The organism is Allobosea sp. P2_B12, from assembly GCF_056404835.1.
This window is the reverse complement of sequence record NZ_JBFUDG010000001.1, coordinates 322,989-342,283: the sequence shown is the minus strand read 5'-3', so window position 1 is coordinate 342,283 and position 19,295 is coordinate 322,989. Positions and strand designations below refer to the sequence as shown.

At 66.4% G+C, this 19,295-nt stretch carries 19 protein-coding genes; 7 read left to right on the top strand and 12 right to left on the bottom strand.

Features of this window, described 5'->3' with window-relative positions:
• The 4 genes from AC1DYU_RS01690 to AC1DYU_RS01675 form a co-directional block, all read right to left on the bottom strand.
• Positions 1–1,527 carry a tripartite tricarboxylate transporter permease gene (locus tag AC1DYU_RS01690; protein WP_476790137.1) on the bottom strand — a complete coding sequence of 509 codons (1,527 nt, stop codon included), beginning with the start codon at positions 1,525–1,527 and terminating at the stop codon, positions 1–3.
• A gap of 9 nt (positions 1,528–1,536) precedes the next feature.
• Positions 1,537–2,043: a tripartite tricarboxylate transporter TctB family protein gene (locus tag AC1DYU_RS01685; protein ID WP_476790136.1), complete on the bottom strand. Its 507-nt coding sequence runs from the start codon at positions 2,041–2,043 to the stop codon at positions 1,537–1,539.
• Positions 2,044–2,207: 164 nt separating this feature from the next.
• Positions 2,208–3,191 (bottom strand): Bug family tripartite tricarboxylate transporter substrate binding protein, encoded by a 984-nt coding sequence (locus AC1DYU_RS01680; protein WP_476790135.1) that lies wholly within the window; start codon positions 3,189–3,191, stop codon positions 2,208–2,210.
• 225 nt (positions 3,192–3,416) lie between these two features.
• A complete protein-coding gene (locus tag AC1DYU_RS01675) occupies positions 3,417–4,088 on the bottom strand; it encodes a GntR family transcriptional regulator (protein ID WP_476790696.1) in 672 nt (223 codons plus the stop codon).
• A 222-nt stretch (positions 4,089–4,310) separates the two neighbouring features.
• Between AC1DYU_RS01675 and AC1DYU_RS01670 the strand changes: the two genes are divergently transcribed.
• From AC1DYU_RS01670 to AC1DYU_RS01645, 6 genes are all read left to right on the top strand, one after another.
• Positions 4,311–5,510, top strand: a complete 1,200-nt coding sequence (locus tag AC1DYU_RS01670) for a pyridoxal-phosphate-dependent aminotransferase family protein (RefSeq protein WP_476790134.1) — start codon at positions 4,311–4,313, stop codon at positions 5,508–5,510.
• A gap of 235 nt (positions 5,511–5,745) precedes the next feature.
• A complete protein-coding gene (locus AC1DYU_RS01665) occupies positions 5,746–7,161 on the top strand; it encodes a circularly permuted type 2 ATP-grasp protein (RefSeq protein WP_476790133.1) in 1,416 nt (471 codons plus the stop codon).
• 73 nt (positions 7,162–7,234) lie between these two features.
• Entirely contained in the window at positions 7,235–8,176 is a 942-nt protein-coding gene (locus AC1DYU_RS01660; protein WP_476790132.1) for an alpha-E domain-containing protein, read from the top strand.
• Positions 8,177–8,264: 88 nt separating this feature from the next.
• Complete coding sequence (locus AC1DYU_RS01655; protein WP_476790131.1) at positions 8,265–9,107, top strand: transglutaminase family protein; 843 nt, start codon at positions 8,265–8,267, stop codon at positions 9,105–9,107.
• Positions 9,108–9,241: 134 nt separating this feature from the next.
• On the top strand, positions 9,242–9,991 hold the full coding sequence (locus tag AC1DYU_RS01650; RefSeq protein ID WP_158483070.1) for a proteasome-type protease: 750 nt from the start codon (positions 9,242–9,244) through the stop codon (positions 9,989–9,991).
• 161 nt (positions 9,992–10,152) lie between these two features.
• A complete protein-coding gene (locus AC1DYU_RS01645; RefSeq protein WP_476790130.1) occupies positions 10,153–12,339 on the top strand; it encodes a putative bifunctional diguanylate cyclase/phosphodiesterase in 2,187 nt (728 codons plus the stop codon).
• A 33-nt stretch (positions 12,340–12,372) separates the two neighbouring features.
• Here the strand turns inward: AC1DYU_RS01645 and AC1DYU_RS01640 are convergent, their stop codons facing one another.
• A complete protein-coding gene (locus tag AC1DYU_RS01640) occupies positions 12,373–12,939 on the bottom strand; it encodes an exopolysaccharide biosynthesis protein (protein WP_476790129.1) in 567 nt (188 codons plus the stop codon).
• A gap of 143 nt (positions 12,940–13,082) precedes the next feature.
• Positions 13,083–13,352 (bottom strand): usg protein, encoded by a 270-nt coding sequence (locus AC1DYU_RS01635; RefSeq protein ID WP_476790128.1) that lies wholly within the window; start codon positions 13,350–13,352, stop codon positions 13,083–13,085.
• A gap of 154 nt (positions 13,353–13,506) precedes the next feature.
• Here AC1DYU_RS01635 and bcsS point away from each other — a divergent pair, with 154 nt between their 5' ends.
• On the top strand, positions 13,507–14,253 hold the full coding sequence (bcsS, locus tag AC1DYU_RS01630; RefSeq protein ID WP_476790127.1) for a cellulose biosynthesis protein BcsS: 747 nt from the start codon (positions 13,507–13,509) through the stop codon (positions 14,251–14,253).
• Positions 14,254–14,261: 8 nt separating this feature from the next.
• On the opposite strand, the gene AC1DYU_RS01625 is transcribed toward bcsS, so the two are convergent.
• The 6 genes from AC1DYU_RS01625 to AC1DYU_RS01600 all read right to left on the bottom strand — a co-directional run bounded on the left by AC1DYU_RS01625 (position 14,262) and on the right by AC1DYU_RS01600 (position 19,293).
• The gene (locus AC1DYU_RS01625) at positions 14,262–15,863 is read right to left on the bottom strand and encodes an NTP transferase domain-containing protein (protein ID WP_476790126.1); all 1,602 of its coding nucleotides are present in this window, start codon (positions 15,861–15,863) and stop codon (positions 14,262–14,264) included.
• A gap of 10 nt (positions 15,864–15,873) precedes the next feature.
• Positions 15,874–16,566 (bottom strand): XdhC family protein, encoded by a 693-nt coding sequence (locus AC1DYU_RS01620; protein WP_476790125.1) that lies wholly within the window; start codon positions 16,564–16,566, stop codon positions 15,874–15,876.
• A gap of 4 nt (positions 16,567–16,570) precedes the next feature.
• On the bottom strand, positions 16,571–17,200 hold the full coding sequence (locus tag AC1DYU_RS01615; protein WP_476790124.1) for a LysE family translocator: 630 nt from the start codon (positions 17,198–17,200) through the stop codon (positions 16,571–16,573).
• Positions 17,200–17,523: an XdhC family protein gene (locus AC1DYU_RS01610; RefSeq protein WP_476790695.1), complete on the bottom strand. Its 324-nt coding sequence runs from the start codon at positions 17,521–17,523 to the stop codon at positions 17,200–17,202. Before AC1DYU_RS01610 ends, AC1DYU_RS01615 begins: the two co-directional genes overlap by 1 nt.
• A 41-nt stretch (positions 17,524–17,564) precedes the next feature.
• Positions 17,565–18,764, bottom strand: a complete 1,200-nt coding sequence (locus AC1DYU_RS01605) for a vWA domain-containing protein (protein WP_476790123.1) — start codon at positions 18,762–18,764, stop codon at positions 17,565–17,567.
• 151 nt (positions 18,765–18,915) lie between these two features.
• Complete coding sequence (locus AC1DYU_RS01600; RefSeq protein WP_158483079.1) at positions 18,916–19,293, bottom strand: nuclear transport factor 2 family protein; 378 nt, start codon at positions 19,291–19,293, stop codon at positions 18,916–18,918.
• Positions 19,294–19,295 lie beyond the last annotated feature (2 nt).

Sequence of the window (19,295 nt, the reverse complement as noted above, 5' to 3'; positions counted from 1 at the left end):
TCAGCCGACCTCGGCCGGCTTCTCGGGCTGCCGCCCCTTGCCCCGCGCAGCGCCGATCAGGTCCGTCACCGGCCCCCACAGCAACAGCAGCATGGCAAGCACGACCAGCGTGCCGACGAGGCCGTTGGCGGCAAAGACGTTGAGGCTGCCGCCCGAACCGAGCAGCGCCTGCCGGAACGAGTCCTCCGCCCGGTCGCCGAGCACCAGCGCCAGAACGAGCGGGGCAAGCGGATAGTCGAGCTTCTTGAAGACATAGCCGATGATGCCGAAGCCCAGCATCAGCCAGATGTCGAAGATCGAGTTCGAGATCGTATAGGCTCCGATGGCGCAGACGATCAGGATCACCGGGGCGACATAGGAGAACGGCACCCGCATGATCGCCGCGAACAGGGGAACCGTGGCGAGCACGATGATGAGCCCGGCAAGGTTGCCGAGATACATCGAGGCAATGAGGCCCCAGACGAACTCCTTCTGCTCGATGAAGAGCAGCGGCCCGGGCTGCAGGCCCCAGACCAGCAGCCCCCCTAGCAGGACCGCAGCCGTGGCAGAACCGGGAATGCCGAGCGCCAGCATCGGCAGGAGCGCGCTGGTGCCGGCCGCGTGCGCGGCAGTCTCAGGCGCCAGCACGCCCTCGATATTGCCCTTGCCGAAGCTTCCGGGATTCCGCGAGAAGCGCTTGGCGATGCCGTAGCCCATGAAGGAGGCGGCGATGGCGCCGCCCGGCGTCACGCCCATCCACATGCCCACGACCGCCGAGCGCAGCAGCGTCGCCCAGTAGCGCGGCAGGCTGGCCCAGGTCCGAAAGACCACCTTGAGGTCGATCTTGGCCTGCTTGCCCTTGAAGACCAGGCCTTCCTCGACCGTCAGCAGGATCTCGCTAACGCCAAACAAACCGATGACCACGACGAGGAAATCGAAGCCGCGCATCAACTCGGTCGAGCCGAAGGTCATGCGCAGATCGCCCGAGATCGAATCGAGGCCCACCGCCGCAAGCAGGAAGCCAATGCAGAGCGATGCCAGAATCTTCGCGCGGTTCTCGCGGCCCATGCCGATGAAGGAGCAGAAGGTCAGCAGGAACACGGCGAAGAATTCGGCCGGACCGAAGCGCAGCGCAAAGGACGCTACCAGCGGAGCGACGAAGGTGATGAGGATCACGCCCGAGAGCGCGCCGATGAAGGACGCCGTGAAGGCGGCCGTCAGGGCTTCCGCCGCCTTGCCCTGCACCGCCATCGGGTAGCCGTCGAAGGTCGTTGCCACCGACCAGGCTTCGCCGGGAATATTGAACAGGATCGAGGTGATCGCACCGCCGAACAGAGCGCCCCAGTAGATCGAGGAGAGCAGGATGATCGCCGAGGTCGGGTCCATGCCGAAGGTCAGCGGCAGCAGGATCGCGACGCCATTGGGGCCGCCGAGGCCAGGCAGAACGCCGACGACGATGCCGAGCACCACCCCGACCGCCATGAAGCCGATATTGTGCCAGGACAGCGCGACCTGGAAACCCGCCATCAGCGAGGCGAAATCATCCATTGTCAGACCTCAGTAGCCGAGAGCGGTTTCGAGGGGGCCCTTGGGCAGCGGCACGCGGAACTGCAGCTCGAACACCCAGAAGCAGACCAGCGGCACCAGGATCGCCGTCAGCACGATCGACCACCAGCGCGAGGTCGCGACGATGCTCATGAAGACGAGGATGAAGACGCTCGATGCCACATAGAGCCCGAGCGGCTGGATCAGCGCCACGAACAGGATCAGCGGCCCAAGCACGCGGGTCACCTGCCCGAGCTGCTCATAGCTGACGAAGACCCCATCCACAGGCGAGCGGAACGACTGCACCAGGATGAAGACCGAGGCGGCCAGGAAAATCCAGCCGACGCGGGCCGGGAAGAAGCCGTTCTCCGGCCCGTTGTCCCAGCCGGCGCCACGGCCATAGGAATCGTAGAGCACGATGGCCGCGAGTGCGATCAGGACCAGCGCCACGATCCGTTCGACGGGGCGGCGAGAGAGGCCGCGTGGGGCCTCCGTTCCGGTTTCGGTCTGTATCGACATCAATCACCTCTGACGCCGTCATCCTGGACAAGCGGCAAGGCCGCGCAATTCCGGGATCCATCCTAAGGCTGGACGGTGCTCCACGATGGATCCCGGGACGCCCTCCGGGCGCCCAGGATGACATGGTGTTTTGACCGCGGGCCGACGCCCGCAAGCCATCAGTCTTACTTCGCCATGAAACCGGCGTCGCTCATCAGCTTGGCGTGCTTCTCCTCGTCGGCCTTGAGGAACTGCACGAAGGCGTCGCCGTCGCGATAGTCGGGCACCAGCGCGCTGCGCGCGAGGTAGTCCTTCCATTCGGCGGTGTCGGCGACCTTCTTGAACAGCTCGACATAATAGGCCTGCTGGTCCTTGGTGACCTTGCCGGGCATGAACATGCCGCGCAGCATCTGATAGGTGACGTTGAGCCCCTGCGACGGGCAGGTCGGGATGTCGGCCCAGGATTTGCCGTCCGCGACCGGCGTCGTATAGGCCATCTTCTGGTCCGAGAAGACGCAGAGCGGCCTGGTCGCGCCGCCGCGCCAATTAGCGACGTCCTCGGCCGGATTATTGGTGCTGGCCTCGATATGGCCGCCCGAAAGCTGGGTCGAGGCCTGGCCGCCGCTGGCATGGGGGATGTAGGCGAATTTGACGCCGCCGGCCTTTTCCATCGCGAAGACGATCAGATTGTCCTCGCGCTTGGACGAGGTGCCGCCGAGCTTCAACGGCAGCGACGCCGCCTTGGCCGCCGCCATGAAATCGCCGGCGGTCTGATAGGGCGACTTGGCATTGACCCAGAGCACGAACGAGTCCTGCGCCATCATCGCGACGGGAGTGTACTCGGTCCAGTTGAGCGGCAGCTTGGTCGCCATCGGCGTCATGAAGACGCCGCTCGAGGTGGTGATGAGCTTATGCGGATCGCCGGCCGATTTCTGGATGTCGAGCATGCCTTCGGCGCCACCGGCTGCCGGCTTGTTGACGACGATGACCGGCTGGCTGCTGAAAGTGTTCTTCTGGATGATGCCCTGGATGGTTCGGGCCATCTGGTCCGACGCCCCGCCGGCGGCAAAGGGCACCACGATCTCGATCGCCTTGGTCGGCTCCCAGGCGAAAGCAGGCGTCACGCCTGCGAGAAGACAGGCGGATGCGGCAAGCCAATGCTGCTTCATGGTGTCCAATCTCCCTTGGTCGCGCTCTGATGGCGTCGTGGGAGGGAGCCTAGAACCAATAATTTTTGCATTCAATCTGAAAATTGCAATGGCGGCATTTGACTGCGAAATGATCGGCGTAAAGATCTCCACCGCTATCAATATGTCGACAAATGATTGCCTCGATGGCTCCGCAGCTCAAACGGCGCCTTCGCGCTCGGGATGGCCGCTCGTCAGCGCGGCGCTTTACGCCGAAGCCTCGGCCTGCGCCGCCCTGCGCTTGTTGCGCAGATGCAGGAATAGGATATCGCTGAGCTCGCTCCCGGCGCGCCGGCGCAGCGCGTCCAGGATCATCTCATGTTCCCGCATCGCCTCGCCCCAGCGATCGCGCTCCTTGGCGAGGTTGGCGGAGTAGCGAACGCGGCGGATGCGTCCGGCGAAGCTGGCATAAGTCGCGCTGAGCGCCGCATTGCCCGCCGCCTCGACGATCATGCGGTGGATCGCCTGGTTGCACTGGAAATAGCCATGCATCTCGCGGCGCAGGTAAAACCGGTACATATCGTGGTGGACGCGCTCGATTTCGGCCACTTCGGCGTCCGATATATGCTCGCAGGCAAGCCGCCCCGCCAGCGCCTCGAGGCCGCCCATCACGTCGAACAGCTCGCGCAGCTCCTCGGCACCGAGCTCGCGAACCCGGGCGCCGCGATTGGGCAGCAGGTCGATCAAGCCCTCAGCGGCGAGCACCTTAAGCGCTTCACGCAAGGGCGTGCGCGAGATGCCGAAGCGCTCGCAGAGCTGGCGCTCGGGGATGCGCGCGCCATCGGCAAGGTGGCCCTCGACGATGTAGTCGCGCAGCGCGACCAGCAATTCATCATGCAGGGAGCCGCCCGGCCGCACCGTCTCGCCATGAGCAGGCATGGCTGACGTGGGGGCCGGCGCGTCGATCTCCTGCAGGTCCGGGCTCATGCTTGTCATCATCATTCGCTACGTGAACAGGCGCGCGCTGTCGAGATCGGCAGCGCCATATCTGCATTCCTCTATACAGTTGCATTCCTAAAAAATGAATGCAAAAAGATCGACACCACGCGACCGGCCGGAACACCACGAAACACAATGCGTCGCGCCCAGGGAGACACCGCCATGGCAACGCAGCAGGGCCGCCATTTTCTGCACATCCCCGGCCCGAGCCCGATTCCGGACCGCATCCTGCGCGCCATCGCGATGCCCATCATCGATCACCGCAGCGCCGAATTCGCGACGCTGGGCAAGGAGGTGCTCGAAGGCTGCAAGACGATCTTCAAGACCAGCCAGCCGGTCGTGATCTACCCCGCCTCCGGCACCGGCGCGTGGGAGGCGGCCATCGTCAACACGCTGTCTCCCGGCGACACCGTGCTGATGGCGGAAACCGGCCATTTCGCCACGCTCTGGCGCCAGATCGCGGCGCGCTTCGGCATCACCGTCGATTTCATCCCCGGTGACTGGCGTCGCGGCGCCGATCCGGCCGCGATCGAGGCCAGGCTGGCCGAGGATAAGGCGCGCATCATCAAGGCGGTGATGGTCGTCCATAACGAGACTTCGACCGGCTCGACCAGCCGCATCGCCGAGATCCGCAAGGCGATCGACGGTGCCGGCCACCCTGCCCTGTTCATGGTCGACACCATCTCCTCGCTCGCCTCGGTCGACTACCGGCACGACGAATGGCAGGTCGACGTCACCGTCTCGGGCTCCCAGAAGGGACTGATGCTGCCGCCGGGTCTGAGCTTCAACGCCGTCTCCGAAAAGGCCATGGCCGCGTCCCGGAGCAACACCCTGCCGCGCTCCTATTGGGACTGGCAGGAGATGGTGAAGATCAATGCGAGCGGCTTCTTCCCCTACACCCCGGCCACGAACCTGCTCTACGGCCTGAAAGAGGCCATCGCGATGCTGCATGAGGAAGGCCTGCCGGCCGTCTTCGCGCGTCACCAGCGCCTGGCCTCCGCGACCCGCGCAGCCGTGAAGGCCTGGGGGCTGGAGGTGCTCTGCGAGAACCCGGCCGAGCAGTCGCCGGTGCTGACCGCCGTGATGATGCCGCCGACCTATGACGCCGACAGATATCGCAAGATCGCGCTCGAGAAGTACAACATCTCGCTCGGCTCGGGGCTGGGCAAGGTTGCCGGCAAGGTCTTCCGCATCGGGCATCTCGGCGAGTGCAACGAACTGATGCTCCTCGGCGCCCTGTCGGGCGTCGAAATGGGCCTCGCGGCCGCAGGCGTGCCGCATCGCAGCGGCGGCGTCATGGCGGCGATGACAGATCTGTCGGAGTCCGGCCAGCCCGTGGGCAATATCGCCGCGGTAGCCTGAGCGCGCGCACCGCCATATCGGCTCGCAAGTCCGAGCGGCGAGCCAGGCTCGCGCTCGGCTGGCTTGATCGTGCGGCGACGACCGGCGCGCCTGACGCGCATGAGACTATAAGCCAAGCCTGAGGAGCGACATTGCCCGCGTATTAGGCAGATCACGGCGCGACCCTGACCATCGGCCCCCTTTCCGAACGCCTGCGAATGCGCATAGGCTGCTGAAAATGGGGAAAGAAGCCTGCATGGTCGCGTTCGATGAGATGACCGGCTCGGGAGCCGAACTGAGGCCAGCCTACGACGCGCTCGATCGCTGGCTGAAGGAAGCGCCGCCCGAGATGCTGGCTCTCAGGCGCAGCCAGGCGGAACTGTTCTTCCGGCGCATCGGCATCACCTTCGCCGTCTATGGCGACGAGGAATCGACCGAGCGCCTGATCCCCTTCGACATCATCCCGCGCGTCCTGACCAAGCCGGAATGGACCAAGCTCGAAGCCGGGCTGCGCCAGCGCGTCACCGCGATCAACATGTTCCTGGCCGATGTCTACGGCCCCAAGGAATGCATCAAGGCCGGCATCGTCCCGGCCGATCTGGTCTATCGCAACGCCTGCTACCAGCTCGAGATGGTCGATTTCCAGGTGCCGCACGGCATCTACTGCCATATTGCCGGCATCGACATCGTGCGCGTCGACGCCGACACCTTCTATGTGCTGGAGGACAATGCCCGCACCCCGTCCGGCGTCTCCTACATGATGGAGAACCGCGAGGTGATGCTGCGGCTCTTCCCGGAGCTGTTCGCCACCCATCGCGTCGCGCCGGTCGACAACTACCCCGACCAGCTTCTGGCGACACTGCGCTCGGTCGCGCCGCGCAGCGCACCGTCCGATCCCAATATCTGCCTGCTGACACCCGGCCAGTTCAACTCGGCCTTCTATGAGCACTCGTTCCTGGCCGACAAGCTCGGCGTCGAGCTGGTCGAGGGCTCCGACCTGCTGGTCAAGGACGACGTCGTCTACATGCGCACGACGCAAGGCCCCAAGCGCGTCGACGTGATCTACCGGCGCATCGACGACGAGTTCATCGACCCGCTGGTCTTCCGCGGCGATTCGGTGCTCGGCGTTCCCGGCCTGATCGGCGCCTACAAGGCCGGCAACGTCACGCTCGCCAACGCGGTCGGCACCGGCGTCGCCGACGACAAGGCGGTCTACAGCTACATGCCCGAGATCGTGAAGTTCTTCACCGGCGAGGAGCCGATCCTGAAGAACGTGCCGACCTATCGCTGCCGCGAGCCCGAGGCCAACGCCTATGTGCTCGACAATCTCGAGAAACTGGTCGTCAAGGAGGTCAACGGCTCGGGCGGCTACGGCATGCTGGTCGGCCCCCACGCCAACAAGGCGCAGATCGAGACCTTCCGCCGCAAGCTCAAGGCGAGCCCTGAGGGCTTCATCGCCCAGCCGACGCTGGCGCTCTCGACCTGCCCGACTTTCGTCGCCTCGGGCGTGGCGCCGCGCCATGTCGACCTGCGGCCCTATGTGCTTTCGGGCGCCAACGGCATCTCCTGCGTGCCCGGCGGCCTGACCCGCGTCGCCCTCAAGGAAGGCTCCCTCGTCGTCAATTCCAGCCAGGGCGGCGGCACCAAGGACACCTGGGTGCTCGATGCCTGACATCAGCACCGGCATACAGTTGCAGCGTTCACCGGATACGTCCCGCCTCGTCGCGAAAAGGCCCGATCTGACTATGCTCTCGCGCACCGCCGACAGCCTCTACTGGGTCTCCCGCTATGTCGAGCGGGCGGAATACCTGGCCCGGATCCTCGACGCCACCATGCGGCTCAGCAACCTGCCCCACGCCTATGGCGGCGCCGGCACCGAATGGCAGAGCGCCGTCGCCACGGCCGGCTGCGACGAGACCTTCGCCAAGGCCTATGGCGAGGCCAATGAGCGCAATGTCTGCGATTTCCTGACCTTCAACCCGGACAATCCCTCCTCGATCCGCAACTGCCTGGCGCTGGCCCGCTCGAACGCGCGCGGCGTGCGCACCGCACTGACCTCGGAGATGTGGGACGCGCTCAACGGCGCCTGGCTCGAACTGCAGCGCTTCGAGAAGAAGCGCATGGACCGCGAGGAGTTCGCCCGCTTCCTCGACTGGGTGAAGAACGTCTCGCTGGTCTTCGACGGCTCGGCCTATCGCACCATGCTGCGCGACGACGGCTACTGGTTCTCAAGGCTCGGCGTCTACATCGAGCGTGCCGACAACACCGCCCGCATCCTCGACGTGAAATACCATGTCCTGCTGCCGGCCAACGAGCAGGTCGGCGGCTCGCTGGATTACTTCCAGTGGACGACCGTGCTGCGCGAGGTCTCGGCCCTGACGGCCTATCACTGGGTCTATCGCGAGGCGGTGAAGCCGCTGCTGATCGCCGACCTGCTGATCCTGAACCGGCGCATGCCGCGTTCTCTCGCCGCCTGCTACGAGAACATCTCGCGTTTCCTCGATCTGCTCGGCGATTCCTATGGCCGCCAGGGCCCCGCCCAGCGCCAGGCACGCAAGACGCTCGCCAACCTGTCGAGCACCGGCATCGAGGACATCTTCCAGCACGGGCTGCACGAGTTCATCGAGGACTTCATCACCGAGAACAACCGGCTCGGCGGCACGATCATCGAGCAGTATCTGCAATGACACGGTGCCGCAGGCTCGCTTCGCGCGGCGGCGGCGTTTAAAGAGACACCCCGAACAGAAAACCTCGCTGCCCTCATTTGCGATTGCCATGCGGATCAAGATTTCCCACTCGATCGCTTATGCCTATGCCGAGCCCGCCCGGCATATCACGCAGATCCTGCGGCTGACCCCGCGCGACCATGACGGCCAGCACGTCATGTCCTGGCGCATCGAGCCCAATATCGACGGCCGCCTGCGCGCGACGCAGGATCCTTTCGGCAACATCGTCCACACCTTCTCGGCCGACGGCCCGATCGCGGGGATGGCGATCCGGATCGACGGGCTGATCGAAACCACCGATCTCGCCGGCGTCGTTCGCGGCATGATCGAGCGGGTGCCCGTCGAGGTCTTCCGCCGCGACACTCTGCTGACGACCCCCGACGAGGCGCTGCGCAGCTTCGCCAGTGACACGACGCGCGACGCCGCCACGCCGCTGTCCAAGATGCATGCGCTGATGGATACGCTGCACGAGCAGACAACCTGCGTCGAAACCGGGCAGCGCACCGGCCTCGGCGCGGCGGCGGCGTTTGCGGCACGCGAGGGCATCCCCCAGGACATCGCCCATATCTTCATGGCCTGCGCCCGTCATCTCGGCATGCCGGCGCGCTATGTCTCGGGCTATGTCGCGGAGTCCGACGCCCTCCCGCAGACCACCCTGCCCCATGCCAGCGGCGCCCATGCCTGGGCCGAGGTGCATCTCGACGATTACGGCTGGATCGGCTTCGACGCCGCCAACGGCCTGTGCCCGATCGACACCCATGTCCGCATCGCGGCGGGGCTCGACTACGCCGACGCGGCACCGGTGCGCGGCGCGCGCAAGGGCGGCGATGGCGAGGCTCTGGCCGTGACCGTCAGCGCCCGCGAAGCGGGCGGGCGCTTGTCCAACCAGTGAGGCTGGTGGCCCGCAGAGCGCGGGTCATGCCGAATGGCTGCCGGCAACACGACCGGTGGCAAGACGACTGGCGGCAAGACGGGCGATATGCGACGACACGGCGTCCCTGAACCAACCAAGCCAGGATCAGTCCCTTGACCTATTGCGCCGGAATCCTCGTGCAGGACGGGCTCGTCATGATCGCCGACACCCGCACCAATGCCGGGCTCGACGATATCTCGACCTTCCGCAAGCTGCACGTCTTCTCCTGGCCCGGCGACCGGACCTTCGGGCTGATGACGGCGGGCAACCTCTCGGTGACGCAATCCGTCGTCAGCCTGCTGCATGAGGGCCTGCCCAATCCCGAGACGGGCGAGAGCGACACGCTCCAGGGCGCGACCTCGATGTTCCGCGCCGCACAGTTGGTCGGCCGTGCGATCCGCCATGTCAGGTCCGAGGACGGCCCGGCGCTGAAGGATGCCGGCGTCAAGTTCGACGTCTCGATGCTGTTCGGCGGCCAGATCAAGGGCCAGCCGATGCGACTCTTCATGGTCTACGGCGCCGGCAACTTCATCGAATGCGGCATGGATGCGCCCTTCCTCCAGATCGGCGAGCACAAATACGGCAAGCCGATCCTCGACCGGGCGATCACCTACAAGACCCATCTCTACGACGCGCTCAAGGTCGGCCTGATCTCGATGGATTCGACCATGCGCTCCAATCTCGGCGTCGGCCTGCCGATTGATCTGATCGTGATGCGGCGCGATGCCGACGAGCCCGAGCTCAACCGCCGCATCGAGGCCGGCGAGCCCTATTTCCACGACCTGCGCGAGCGCTGGTCGGCCGCCTTGCGGGCCGCCCATACCGCGATTCCAAGGCCGCCCTACGAGCCAAAAAGCGCCTGACAAAGTGCTCGCGATGGACTGAGAAATGTCCATGATGCGTAGATGCGTCAACGGGATATCAAGATTCCCCTGCGATGGTCCGGCTCAATGTGGCCGCCCCGGGACAGTTGATGTCGTCGCCCTTCGTCGCGAAGTTGACCAACGCGGATGCATCCGCACGGATGCTGAAAAGCACCGTCGCGACCCTTGGCTGTGCATTTCTGATGGTCATGGCGGCGTCCGTCGCGGTCATCGTGGCGATTACGGGCGATGCCAACCGGCTTGAGGCCGAGCGCCAGCGAGACCGCATCGAGGCGGCCATCGAGAGCCAGGTGCGCCTGCGCGAACTGCGCTTTCAAAGCCTGGCGGCGGCCGGCGACCTGCAGAATGCATTTTCCGGCCCCGATCCCCTGGCCGAATTCCAGGCAGCCTTTGCGCGGCTCGGCAGCCGCTTTCTCGAATTCGACGGCGCCTATGTCGTGTCCCCTTCCGGCGTGGTCTTTGCCGGCATCGAGGGCGACGCTCCGGCGGGACAGGCCGGCTATGACGGGCTGAGGCATTTCACCGCGGCGCTGCCAGGGACGAACAAGCCGGCCAACCCGCCGCTGCAGAAGCTACCCGGCGCTCATGGTGGCCACAGCAACGCCTCATGGACCATCAGCCACGACGGCTATGAGACCATCACCATCATGATGATGGACGTGGTGCCGCGCCCGGGTTCGCTCATTTCCCGGCTGATCGGGCCGATGAAGATCGTCGGCTACCGGCGCTTCACGGACGCGATGCTGGCGGAGCTGTCCGAGCGCTACCGCGTGGCGAATGTCCGCGTCGTCTCCGACATGCCGGCCGATCCGCTCTCGAGGCGGGCTTTGCCCGCCGCGGACGGAACGATCAAGGGTTGGCTGAGCTGGTCGCCCGACCGTCCTGGCGACGCCATGCTGCGCCAGTTCGTCTGGGCGCTGGCCGGCGTCGGTCTGTTATTCGGCGCCATCTTCGCCTTCGTGATCCATCGCCTGCGTGGAGCGGCTCACCAGATCGCCATCCGGGAAAGCCAGATTCAACGCCTCGCGGGGCAGGACGAACTGTCTCTCCTGCCAAACAGACGCACCTTCGACCTCAGGCTCGACCAGGAACTGACGCAGATCGGCCGCAACGGCGATGGCACCGGCCTCGCCGTGATGCTGATCGACCTCGACCGCTTCAAGGCGGTCAACGACACCTACGGCCACACCGCCGGCGACGAGTTGATCCGCCAGGTCGCACAAAGGCTGTCGAAGCTCGTCCGCGGCGGCGACACCGTGGCGCGCATCGGCGGCGACGAATTCGGCATCATCCAGACCCATGGGCGTTTCCCCGCCGGCTGCGCCGCGCTCGGCGAGCGCATCCTGGCGAGCCTGACCGAACCTTTCATCATCATGGGGGTTGCCACGACCATCGGCTGCTCGATCGGCATCGCTCTGGCACCGCAGGACGCGATCGATCGCGAGGACCTGCTGAGGCTGGCCGACACGGCGCTCTATCAATCGAAGAACAGCGGCCGCAACCGCTTCTCCTTCTTCGAGGCGCAGATGAACCGCTCGCTGGCGCTCAAGCGCATGGTCGAGGAGGATCTGCGCCGCGCCATCGCCGATGACGAGCTCGTGCTGCATTACCAGCCCCAGGTCTCGGTCGACGGGGCGACGATCGTCGGCGTGGAGGCGCTGGTACGCTGGAACCATCCGATTCACGGGATGGTGCCGCCCGCCGAGTTCATCGGCATCGCCGAGGAGCGCGGCCTGATCGTGCCCTTGAGCGAGTGGGTGCTGCGCCGGGCCTGCATCGAGGCCAAGCGCTGGGAAGGCATTCGCCTCGCCGTCAACGTCTCGCCGATCCAGTTCCGTCACAAGGACTTCGTCGCCAACGTCATCCGGATCATCGACGAGACCGGCTTCGACCCGACGCAGCTCGAGCTCGAACTGACTGAGGGCGTGGTCGTCGACGACGCCGATGCCGCCGAAGTCGCGATGATGGATTTGCGTGCTCATGGCGTCGGGCTGGCGCTGGACGATTTCGGCACCGGCTATTCGAGCCTGATCTATCTGCGCCGCTTCGCCTTCGACAAGATCAAGATCGACCGCTCCTTCCTGGAATACATGGAGACCACCGGAGAGTCCGCGATCCTCGTCCATTCCATCGCCCATCTCGGTCGGGCGCTGGGCCTGCGGGTCTGTGCGGAGGGTGTCGAGACGGCCGAGCAGCATCGCTTCCTGCAGGCGATCGGCTGCCACGAGCTGCAGGGCTTCCTGTTCTCCAAGGGCGTGCCTGCCGACGAGATCGACCGCCTGCTGGCGCTGGACAAGCCCTTCGCCGAGGCTCTTGCGGCCGCCTGACGGAGGCGCGCTTCGTGAGCCCTTCCGCCGGGCTCAGAAGAAGAGTTCGTGAATCCCGCTGAAGATCGCGTAGGCGAAGCCGGCGCTCAGCGCGAGGCCGAAGGCGCCGAAGACCGCACCGATGATGATCAGCACACCGTCACGCTCGACCAATCCGAGACCGACGAGGCAAACGGCAAGCCCCAGCGGGATCTGCCCGATGAAAGGCGCCGCGACCACGAGGCCGAGCGCCAGGACCAGGATCAGCAGGCCCAGCACCGGAATGGCATAGGCGCCGCCGAGCATGGTCAGCCGCGGCCGCGAGAAGCGCTCCAGCCAAGTCAGCGCCGGCATTGCCCGACCGACCGCCCGTGTCAACTCGGGCTTGCCGATGCTGCGCGCCAGCAGCGTCGGAGGCAGCCACGGCGTGACCCGCCCCGCCAGCATCTGCGCCGCAACGAAGGCCAGCACGAGGCCGCAGACCAGCGGAATCGGCGGCGGCATCGGCAGGCAGTTCGGCAGGCCGAGGAGCACCACGAGCAACGCATAGGCCCGGTCCTTCAGGGCAGCGACGATCGAGCCCACCGCGATGCGCTCTCCAGGCAGGGCGGCGAGCGCCATGAGAAGGCCGGAGGTGCGCAAGGGTGATGACAAGGGATCAGGCCGGGCCGTGACAGGAGCAGCGGCCTAGCACGCGCCGCGCCCGTGCAACAAGCCGAGCAGGCGCGGGACGCATCACGCAAAAACGGGGGACTGGCTCCCCTTCAATGCAGCGTCAGCACGCCATTGACGTTGATGATCTCGGCCGGCCGGATCAGGTGCGAATGCGCCACCGTCACCGAATGAAGCGGACCGTCGAGCTCGCGTTTCCAGAAATCGAGGAAATCGTGCAGCGCCGGAAAGCGCGGTGCGAGATCGTAGCTCTGCCAAACATAGGTCTGCAGCACGCTCTGGTGATCCGGCATGCGATAGAGGATCGTCGCCGTGGTCAGGCCGTAACCTGCCAGTTGCCGCATGAAATCCGTGGTCGCCATCGCCGTCTCCCCTCGTCGGCACACGATGAAAGCTTAGCCAGTTCCAGAGACGAGGCTGCGCCCGCTTGGTTAACAAAAGCTTGCAAGCCTCCTGCCAGCCTGCTGCAATTGGGTCCGCGTCGGATTGCCCGGATCCGGCGCAGGGGGGCGTTGCGTGGCGTATGGGTGTGCGATCGCTGGAGCCGCGAGGCTGGCCGCTATTGTCGCGGCCATGCTGGTGTCGCCCGCCATCGCCGATGACGCGGAGACCGAGGAGCGCTCGCCCTTGTCGAGCGTGCTGTTCGGCTCGCTCGAAGCCGGTCCGACCAAGACATTCGTCTCCGCCGGACTGAAGGCGGCGATCGGCGGCGGACTCGCCACGAGCGGTTTCCGGACCATGCTGAAGATCGGCGGCGCACAGGAGGACGCAAGGCGCCAGCGTCCGCGCGGCATCGCCTATAAGAGCGAGGCGCAGGCCCTGATCGGCTATGAATGGCGCATCGGCGACACCTTTCTGTCGCTCTATACTGGCTCCGACTACGAGGGCGAGCAGCGCGAGGAGCCACGCGGAACCGTCATCACCGGCCGCTACGGCGCACGCCTCCACGGCGATCTCTGGATGACGCCGAGCGAAGGAACCATGCTTCAGGCCAGCGCCTATGTCTCGACGCTCGACGGCCGGCTCTGGGGCCGTGTCGCGCCAGGCTGGCTGGTACCGCAGGGCTTCCATCTCGATGGCGTGCATCTCGGACCCGAGATCGAAGCCTATCGGGGCCGCGACTATCACAAGCTCCGCCTAGGCCTGCACCTGACAGGCCTACGGTTCCTCGGCTTGAACTGGCGCATCTCCGGAGGCTGGCAGCGCACCAGCGACTATCCCTCGCAAGCCTATGCGACGCTGGGCGTGCACTGGCAGCGCTGAGAGAAGCCCTAACGCTCCAACGCCACCAGCGCCTCGGGCGTATCGACATCGAGCGCGATCGCCGGGTCGTCCAGCGGCACCTCGACGATCGCGTCGCCGGCCGCATCGAGCAGGCGCCGCGCGCCCTGGTCTCCGTCGAGTTTCTCAACCTCGGGAAACAGCGCCCGCGCCAGCAATACGGGGTTGCCGCGCTGGCCGAGCAGCGTCGGCACCACCGCGAGCGCATCGCTACTCTCGGCGAAAACCTGGGCGAGCCGGTCGATCACGCCCGCCGTGACATTGGGCATGTCACCGAGCGAAACGACGACGCCAGGCGCGGTCCCCGGCAAGGCCGCTAGCCCGGCCCTGACCGAGCTGGCGAGCCCGCTGGCAAAATCAGGGTTGTGGACCAGCGCGACATCGAGCCCCGCGAGCATAGCCGCAATCTCCTCGTGCTGATGCCCGGTCACGACGATCACCGGCCGGGCCCGTGACGCGAGTTGCGCCTCCACCGCATGGCGCAGCATCGGCTTGCCGCGCACGCTCTGGAGCAGCTTGTTGGCCTGCCCCATGCGGGTCGAGCGGCCGGCCGCCAGCACGATGCCGGCAACCGGCGCGGCTTCCAGCAACGCGGGAGCGCGCGGCTGCGGCCGCGAGACGATCTCCATCAGCAGCCCGCCGACGCCCATCGCCTGGATGTCCGCGCGGGTGACCGGAATGCCAGCGAGGCAGCGCTGCAGCACCCAGTCGAAGCCGTTCTCCTTGGGCGAGCGCGCACAGCCCGGCGCGCCGATCACCGGCTTGCCGGCAAGCTCGCCGATCAGCAGCAGATTGCCGGGATCGACCGGCATGCCGAGATGCTCGATCCGGCCGCCTGCCTCCAGCAGCGCCTGGGGAATCACGTCGCGCCGGTCGGTGATCGCCGACGCGCCGAAGACGACGATGATGTCGGCCGAGCTGGCCGCCTCCTTGGCGATGGCCTGCGCCAGCGCGGCAGCCTCATGCGGTACGCGGCGGTCCACGGAGAGCGTGGCGGCGGCAGGCGCGAGCCGTTCCGCCATTACGCGCAGCGTCTTATCGACCACGGAGGGCTTGAGGCCGGGCAGCAGCGTCGAGATCACCGAGACGGAGAGCGGCCGGTAGGGCGACACCGCCACCGGCCTCGCTCCGCCCAGCCCCGCCAGGGCCTGCTCGACCAGAGCCGCAGGCAGACCATAGGGGATGATCTTGACCGTCCCGACCATTTCGCCCGCCACGACCGGCTTCATCAGCGGCAGCGTCGCGACCGTGATCGCCTCGTCGACCCGGTTGAGCGCGTCGATGGCGGCCGCATCGATGGTAAGCACGCCCGCAGCCTCGGCGAAGAGATTGACCCGGCCGGTGAAGGCGGCCTCCGTCACCACCCCGCGCCCGGCCAGCGCCTCAGCGAGCCGCTTCGCCGCAGCGTTCTCGTCGATGTCGCCGGGCTCGAAGCGCACGGCAACGACCTCGGCGACGCCGGCCGCAGCCAGTTTGGCTGCAGCCTCGGCCGTGATCGCAGCACCTTTCTTGATGATGGTGTCGCCAGCCCGGATCGTATGCGCGGCGACGGCGCCGGCAGCCTCCGCGATGGGTACGGGTCCGAATTTCACGGGTCGCCGCTCAAACGGGCTTGCGCCGCGGACCGCGCAGCGTCGAGACGATCTCGCCCAGAATCGCCAGCGCGATCTCGGCCGGCGAGACCGCGCCGATGTCGAGCCCGATCGGCGCATGGATGCGAGCGGTCGTGGCATCATTGAAACCGGCCGCCGTCAGCCGCTCGACGCGGCGACCATGTGTCTTCCGGCTGCCCAGCGCCCCGATATAGAAGCAGTCCGACCGCAGCGCCGCCTCCAGGCCGGGATCGTCGATCTTGGGATCATGCGTCAGCGCCACGAACGCGGTGTAGGCGTCGAGACCCAGCGTCGCGATCGCCTCGTCGGGCCACTGCGTCAGCAGCGTCACGTCGGGAAAGCGCTCCGGCGTGGCGAACGCGCTGCGCGGATCGATGATGACGAGGTCGAGATCGAGCAGCTTCGCCATCGGCGCCATGGCCTGCGAGATATGCACGGCACCGGTGACGACCACGCGCGGATGCGGCGCCTGCACGGTCAGGAAGACCTGCTGCCCGTCCACCTCGACCATCGCGCTCTTGGCCATGCGCAACTGCTTGTCGAGCACCTCGGCCAGCGGGTCGGCCGCGATGTCGGCGGCCTTCACCAGCCTCTGCACGCCATCAGCGACATCGGTGACCAGGACCGTCGCGCGGCGCGCGGCGCGCTCGGCGTTGAGCGCAGCCAGAATGGGCAAATCCATCGCGTCAGCCCTTGTCCGTTGCCAGCTTGAGGCCGAGCCCGATCATCAGCGAGCCGCCGAGCCAGCGTCCAAAAGCGAAACCGGCCTGCGTCGTCTTCATCGTCTTGACCACGGCCGAGGCGCCCAGAACCGTCAGCAAATCCGCCGAGGAGAAGACGAGATTCACGACCGTACCGAGGATCAGGAACTGCGCCCAGACCGGCAGCGACGCAGCCGGATCGACGAACTGCGGCAGAAGCGCGATGAAGAACAGCGCGACCTTGGGGTTCAGCACCTCGACGACGAAGGAATCGATCAGCGCGCGCTTGACCGTCTTCGGCGGCGCGACCGGTGCGTCGGCAGCGGCAAGTCGCGACCGGATCATGCCGATGCCGAGCCAGATGAGATAGGCCGCACCCGCCAGCTTCACGGCAACGTACAGTTCCGGCACATGCGTGAAGACCGCCGAGAGGCCGAAGGCGGCGGCGAAGACATGCAGATAGCAGCCGAGATGAATGCCGAGCATCGCCATGAAGCCGGCCTTGCGGCCATGCGCCAAGGTCTGCGCGGCGGTGTAGAGCAGCGCCGGACCGGGAAAATAGGCGACGACGAGGGTCAGCGTCGCGAAGGCCAGCAGCGTTTCCCAGGAGGCCATCAGTTCACCTTTTCCACATAAACCCGAATCCGTCCCCCGCAGGACAGCCCGACCTTCCAGGCCGTCTCGTCGGCGACGCCGAATTCGAGCGTGCGCGGCTTGCCATCGGCGATCACGTCCACGGCTTCCTCGACGACCGCGCCCTCGACGCAACCGCCCGAGACCGAGCCCAGGAAGTTGCCCTCCCCGTCGATGACGAGATGCGAGCCGACCGGGCGCGGTGCCGAGCCCCAGGTCTCGATCACCGTGGCGAGCGCTACCGAGCGGCCGGACTTCGCCCAGGATTCGGCGGTCGTGAGGATGTCGGTGTCGGTGGAGATCATGATGCGGACTTTCGCTGCTGCGACGCGCTTGAGATCATGCCTCATCCGGCTTTCTTCAACCACTGGCGCGGATCGCTCTGCCGCTCTGCATGAACCGACAGCGCCGCGCAGAGATCGGCCATCGCCGCGAGGTTGTGGATCGGCCGGAACGAGTCGACATGCGGCAGCATCGTGCGGATGCCGCTGGCGCGCGCTTCGAACTGCTCGAAGCGCAAGAGCGGGTTCAGCCAGATCAATTGCCGGCAGGAGCGGTGCAAACGGTCCATCTCGAAGGCGAGTTCGCCGTCGAGATGGCGCTCCAGCCCATCGGTGAACAGCAGAACGATCGCCCCGCCGCCCAGCACCCGCCGCGACCAGACCCGGTTGAACGTATGCAGCGCCGTCGAGATGCGCGTGCCGCCCTCCCAGTCGGGCGCGGCCTTGCCTGCCAGTGCCAGCGCCTCGTCCGGATCACGCGCGCGTAGCGAGCGCGTGATGTTGGTCAGCCTCGTGCCAAAGACGAAGGAATGCACCCGCCGCCGCTTCTCGGTAACGGCATGGAGGAAATGCAGGAAGATCCGCGAATACTCGGCCATCGAGCCGGAGATATCGACCAGCGCCACGATCGGCGGATGAATCTCGGCCCGCTCACGAAAAGCGAGGTCGATCGCTCCGCCTCCTCCTCGCAGCGACTGGCGGAAGGTCCGCCGCGGGTCGATCCGGGCGCCGCGATGGGCGGCCCGGAAGCGTCGCGTTGCGACCAGATCATCCGGCAGGCTGAGGCCCGCGACCAACTGCTTGGCGCGCGCGATCTCGGCTGCGCTCATCTGGGCGAAGTCGCGCGATTTCAGCATCTCGCGGTCCGACACGGTCAGCTGTGCCGTCAGCTCCGTCAGCTCGACTGGCGCATCCTCATCGCGTCGGGGCGGGGCGAAGGCCTCGGCCACGCGCAACGCGCCGGCCTCCTCCTTTTGCGGCGCGCTGTCGGCAGCCGGCGACACCGGCGACATCTGCGCCATGATCTTCTCGATCAGGTTGCGCCGGCGCCAGAACAGCGCGAAGGCCTGGTCGTAGACGACGCTGTCCTCATGCCGCTTCACGAAGATCGCGTGCAACGCCCAGTAGACATCCTGGCGCTCGCCGAGCGCGCCATCGGCCAGAGCCTCGACCGCCTCGACCACGGCGCCCGGACCGACCCGCAGGCCCGCGATACGTAGCGCCCGCGCGAAATAGGCGACGTTTTCCGGCAGCTTGCCGGTCATGAGAGACCTGTCGCCTCCCTCCAGCCCTCATCCTGAGAAGCGGGCGAATGCCCTTGTCTCGAAGGATGCTCCAGCGCCCTCTGAAACATCCTTCGAGACGCCGCTGCGCGGCTCCTCAGGATGAGGGCTGGAGGAAGCAGGAGGCCGGACGTCACGCCCGCGTCTCGGTCATGAAGACCTTCTGCACGACCTGCCATTTGCTCTCGACCTTGAGGAAGGAAAGCAGGTCGGTGAAGTAGCGCGGGGGCATCTGGCATTTGACCTTGACCAGCGCCAGCGTCGGCCCGACGAGATCGATCGTCAGGATATGGTCGTCGCGCTGCAGGCCGGCAGCGTGGGGCGACGGCCGGCCCTTGACCGCCGCGAGCCAGGCCTCGCGCGGCACGATCGTGATGGTGCCGTCCTCCTGCACCGTCGTCAGCGCGCTGGTCGGATGGAACGCATGGGCGAGCTTGGTGACATCGCCCTCATAGAGCCCGTCGAGATAAGTCCGGGTCGCAGCCTCGATCGCCTTGATGTCGCTGTTCATCG